At 62.0% G+C, this 4,487-nt stretch carries 4 protein-coding genes; 2 read left to right on the top strand and 2 right to left on the bottom strand.

The genetic code is table 11. The features are described 5' to 3' along the window. Window positions 1-270 precede the first annotated feature (270 nt). Both EDD78_RS05980 and EDD78_RS05975 read right to left on the bottom strand, forming a co-directional pair. On the bottom strand, window positions 271-768 hold the full coding sequence (locus EDD78_RS05980) for a COG2426 family protein (RefSeq protein WP_079698337.1): 498 nt from the start codon (window positions 766-768) through the stop codon (window positions 271-273). Window positions 769-780: 12 nt separating this feature from the next. After that, window positions 781-1,629 (bottom strand): helix-turn-helix domain-containing protein, encoded by an 849-nt coding sequence (locus tag EDD78_RS05975; protein WP_286170761.1) that lies wholly within the window; start codon window positions 1,627-1,629, stop codon window positions 781-783. Between the two features lie 186 nt (window positions 1,630-1,815). On the opposite strand from EDD78_RS05975, the gene EDD78_RS05970 reads away from it, so the two are divergent. Then, on the top strand, window positions 1,816-3,117 hold the full coding sequence (locus EDD78_RS05970; protein WP_079698339.1) for a galactokinase: 1,302 nt from the start codon (window positions 1,816-1,818) through the stop codon (window positions 3,115-3,117). Between the two features lie 15 nt (window positions 3,118-3,132). Further along, entirely contained in the window at window positions 3,133-4,107 is a 975-nt protein-coding gene (gene galT, locus EDD78_RS05965; RefSeq protein ID WP_132084318.1) for a galactose-1-phosphate uridylyltransferase, read from the top strand. The last annotated feature ends 380 nt before the right edge of the window (window positions 4,108-4,487 follow it).

Here is a 4,487-nt window from a genome sequence, read left to right as displayed (position 1 = left end):
CGGCGGCGCGGGGGAACCCTCCTAAAACCATCCGCGGCGGTGTAAGCCGCCGCGGATGGGCGGGATGGGGCAACCATTGTTTCAAGGTACACTTCGGGTACATCCCCCCGTATCCGAAAACCCCGTACTTTGAAGATAAAAAAACCACCTGTAAGCTGCAGGTGGTTTTTTGTATGGATAGGCCCCCGGCAAAGCCGGGGGCCTACTTTGCGATGCAAAACCGCCGCCCTGATTACAGGGCGGCGGGCACTTTTAATCAATGATGTTGTTTTACGACAGCACGGCTTGCAGCACGCCGAGCAGCCCAAAGGAGGCGAAGCCCATGATCACCCCGGCGAGCAAGACCCCCAGCGCGATGGCGAAGAAGGCGTACAGCGGGCGCAGCCGCAGGAGGGTGGCGATCACCGAGCCGGTCCAGGCGCCCGAGCCGGGGAGGGGGATGGCGACGAAGATCATGAGCCCGAGCAGCTCCCATTTGCCGATCTTGTGGGCCTTTTCGTCCGCCTTGACGAGGATCCGCGAGAAGAAGCCGCCGATCTTGGGGAGCTTCGCACACCAGACCAGCACCCGCTCCCCGAAGAGGAGCAGGAAGGGGACGGGAAGGAGGTTGCCGATGACGCAGACGAGATAGGAGGAAGGGAAGGGCAGCCCGAGAGCCGTGATGGCTGCGATCATCCCGCCGCGCAGCTCGATGATCGGCAGCATGGAGATCAGAAAGACATAGAGATAGGGGTAATCCTGCAGGGAGCTGAGCAAAAAATCCAGCATGATGAAACTCCTTTATGTTTTGTTGGCCTGGCCGGCATGTCCTTTTTGATAGTCGCGTGGGGACAGCCCCATCAGACGCTTGAAGACGCGGGAAAAATAGAGCGGGTCCTCGTACCCGACCGAGCTTGCCACCGAGCCGATGGGGAGGCGGTGCCCGCCCAGCAGCTCGCAGGCCTTTTCGATCCGATAGCGGGTGAGATACTCGTTGGGGGTCACCCCAAGGTTCTGCATAAAAACGCGGTAGAGGTGGCTGCGGCTGACGCCGATCTCCCGGGCGATCTGGGAGACGTCGATCCCGGCGGAATAGTTATAGGCGATGTAGCGCACCGCGCCGCCCACATAGTCGAAGCCGTCCTCGGGACGGTCGGCGGTGCGCGAGAGCTCGAGCAGCAGGGCGAGGAATTCGTACAGCCGCCCGATCATCCGGGTCTGGTCGCACAGCCTGCTGCCCCGCGCCTCGATGATGGCGGCGAGTGACTGCGGGATCCGCCTGTCCTCATAGTGCAGCACCGGCTGCTGCGGGGAAAAGTCGGTGCGCCCGATGAGGAAGCGCGCCTCGCTGCCCGCAAAGCCCACCCAGTCGTATTCCCAGGGATCGACCTCGTCCGCCCAGTATTTGACGGTATGGCCGGGATAGACGATGAACAGGTCCCCCTGCCCGAGGGAATAGAGCGTGTCGCGGGCCTTGTAGTAGCCCTTGCCCGAGACGACGTAGTGGATCAGGTAGTGGTCCCGCACCCCTTCGCCCCAGCTATAGGCCCCGGTACACTTCTGCGCGCCGCAGTTGTAGACGCCCAGCGTCAGGCTCTCGCGGGTCTTGTCCTTATAGGAGAGCTTGAAATAGTCCTTTTGCTGCGCCAAACGCGCACCTCCTCCCGGCGGATACGGCCCCGCTTTTCTATTCTTTGCCATTATACACTATGAAATGCGGGTTTTGCAACAGAAATCCATATTCTCGGAACAATTTCAAATTGCATCTTCCCGGGCGGGAGGGTAGTATAGAATCAGATAACAGACGGGAGCAGACAGAAAAAGGGAGGAAGCGTTATGGAGAATCTGGAGCGGCTTAGCGGCAGGATCGGCGGCGGGGAGTACGACCGCGCCTTCAGCTACCTTTATGGGTGTGAGGAGCGGACCCTGCTCGCCCAGCGCCGGCGGTATCTCGACCTCATTCGCACCTTCGGCGAGCGGTACGGGCGGCAGGAGTGCGCGCTCTTCTCCTCGCCCGGGCGCACCGAGGTGGGGGGGAACCATACCGACCATCAGCACGGGCGGGTGCTCGCGGCGGGGGTGGACCTGGATGTGATTGCCGCGGCCTGCCCGAATGATGAGGGGATCATCCGGATCAAGTCGGAAGGGTACCCCGAGGACGTGATCGACCTGCGGGAGCTGGCGGAAAAAGACAGTGAGCGGGGCCGGTCCGCTTCCCTGGTCCGCGGGATCGCGGCGCGCTTTATGCAGCTGGGGCTGAAAATCGGGGGTTTTGACGCCTGCACTACCTCCGATGTGCTGGGCGGCTCGGGGCTATCCTCCTCCGCCGCCTTCGAGGTGCTGGTGGGGACGATCCTGTCCGGCCTCTATAACGGCGGCGCGCTCGACCCGGTGCTGATCGCCCAGATCTCCCAGTACGCCGAGAACGTCTATTTCGGCAAGCCCTGCGGCCTGATGGACCAGACCGCCTGCGCGGTGGGCGGGTTTGTGACCATCGACTTTGACGACCCGCAAAAGCCGGTGGTGGAGAAGGTGGACTTTGATTTCGCCCACAGCGGCAGCCGGCTGTGCATCGTGGACACCAAGGGGGACCACGCCGACCTGACCGACGACTACGCCTCGATGCCCGCCGAGATGAAATCGGTGGCGGCCCAGTTCGGGAAAGAGGTGCTGCGCGAGGTGCCGCCCGAGGAGTTTTATAAGGGCCTCGGCCAAATCTACGGCAAGGTGAGCGACCGCGCCATCGTGCGGGCCGTCCACTTCTATGCGGACAACGACCGGGTGCCCCGCCAGGTAGCGGCGCTGCGGGAGGGGGATTTCCCCACCTTCTGCCGGCTGGTCATCGAATCGGGCCGCTCCTCGGCGATGTACCTGCAAAACCTTTTTTCCTGCAAGGACCCGGCCCGCCAGGGGCTGACGGTGGCCCTGGCGCTATCCGAGCGCCTGCTCGCAGGGAAGGGCGGGGCCTGGCGGGTGCACGGCGGCGGGATCGCCGGGACCATTCAGGCGTTCGTGCCGGAAAGCCTGCTGGACGGATACCGCGCGATGATTGATGGGGTGTTCGGCGCGGGGAGCTGCCATGTGCTCTCCATCCGGCCGGTCGGGCTATGCGAAGTAACCACAGGTTTGGGAAGATAGATAGGAGAGTGTGATATGGCTGAACTGAGATGGCATCCGCTGATCGGAGACTGGGTGATGATCGCCTCCCACCGGCAGGCGCGCCCGCAGATGCCCAAAGATTGGTGCCCCTTCTGCCCGGGCTCGGGCAAGGTACCGCAGGACTATGAGGTTTACGAATACGACAACGATTTCCCGGCGCTCTCGCAGGACCCGCCGGCACCCGACGACGTGGCCACCGACTTTTTCAAGGTGAAGGAGGCCTATGGCAAATGCGAGGTCGTCCTCTACTCGCCCGGGCACACCACCGTGCTGCCCGAGCTGTCGGACCGGCATATGCGTAAGCTGGTCGAGCTGTGGTGCGAGCGGTTTGAGGCGCTCTCGCAGGACGAGAAGATCAAGTACGTCTTCATCTTTGAAAACCGCGGGGACGTGGTCGGGGTCACCATGCCCCATCCGCACGGGCAGATTTACGGCTACAGCTTCGTGCCCAAGAAGCTCGAGCTCGAGCTGCAAAACGCCAAGGCCTATCAGCAGGAGCACGGGGCCTGCCTCTTTTGCGATATGCTGAAAAACGAGCTGGACTTCCAAAAAAGGATCATCTTTCGCAACGAGCATTTTACCGTTTTCCTGCCCTTTTTCACCGAGTACCCCTATGGGGTTTACATCTTCCCGAACCGCCATGTGCAGTATATCACCGAGCTCGACGACGCGGAGCGCCAGAGCCTGGGGCTCACCATCCGGGACACGGTCGGCATGCTCGACAGCCTGTTCGACTACAAATTCCCCTATATGATGTGCATGCACAACGCCCCGGTCAACGGCGAGGACGCCGGCGGATATTATCATTTCCACATCGAGTTTTTCCCGCCGATGCGCAGCGCGGATAAGCAGAAGTTCAATGCCTCCAGCGAGACGGGGGCCTGGGCGCACTGCAACCCCACCTGCCCGGAGGATACCGCGCAGGAGCTGCGGGAGGCCTATGCGCGTTATATGGAAGGCAGGAAATAAGGAATTCTCAAGGGTCTAAAGCGCCGATGGCGCCATACCCTTCTGGCGGGTGCGGGCAGCTGGGTGCACGCATTTTTGGTGCCCGACCAAAAATGCTGCACGCTGGCGCGTGGTCGCGCGCGAGGGGTACATAAAAAGAGGGGGATACTTCCCCCTCTTTTTCGTCTTTTCGGAGCCCTTTTCTTTGAAAAGGGCTTAACCTTCTTCCACGTGGAAAAGAGGACTCGTCGTGCGGGGGCCGTTGCCTCCCTCGGAGGCATTCACCCCACAATCTCTCCCCGGCCTGCGGCCGGTGAAAAGGTGAGGCGCGCAGCCGGGTAGGCTCTGCGGCCACCGGCCGCCAAAAAACTGCCGCCTGCGGGCATGCAGGCAAACTTTTT

Source organism: Harryflintia acetispora (genome assembly GCA_004340125.1).
Taxonomy (GTDB): domain Bacteria; phylum Bacillota; class Clostridia; order Oscillospirales; family Ruminococcaceae; genus Harryflintia; species Harryflintia acetispora.
The sequence above is the reverse complement of the archived record's forward strand: the minus strand, read 5'-3'. Positions and strand labels throughout refer to the sequence as shown.